Source organism: Streptomyces griseicoloratus, from assembly GCF_014534645.1.
GTDB classification, from domain to species: Bacteria; Actinomycetota; Actinomycetes; order Streptomycetales; family Streptomycetaceae; genus Streptomyces; species Streptomyces griseicoloratus.
In genome coordinates this window covers 1-240 of record NZ_JACVQF010000076.1, presented here as the reverse complement: position 1 = coordinate 240, position 240 = coordinate 1, and the positions used below count along the sequence as shown (strand labels likewise).

Genomic DNA, 240 nt, shown 5'->3' with positions numbered 1-240 from the left:
GCGGCGCCGTTGAGGGCGTACTGGATGGTGTCGACGCCGGATTCGGTGTCGGACGCGGTCAGGGTGACTGTGGCGCTGGAGATGTAGTTCCCGGCGTTGTCCTTGGTTCCGGTTACGGTTGCTGAGGTGTCCGGGGCGGTGGTGTCCTTGGGTGGTTCGGGTGCTATGACGGTGAACTGGACCGTTTTGACTGGTGAGGTGTTGCCGGCTTTGTCGGTGGCTCGGTAGGTGAGGGTGTGC

General features: G+C 63.3%; 1 pseudogene. It reads right to left on the bottom strand.

Annotated elements, in window-relative coordinates:
• Positions 1 to 240: pseudogene (locus H0H10_RS02285) on the bottom strand (OmpL47-type beta-barrel domain-containing protein); the annotation flags it as partial.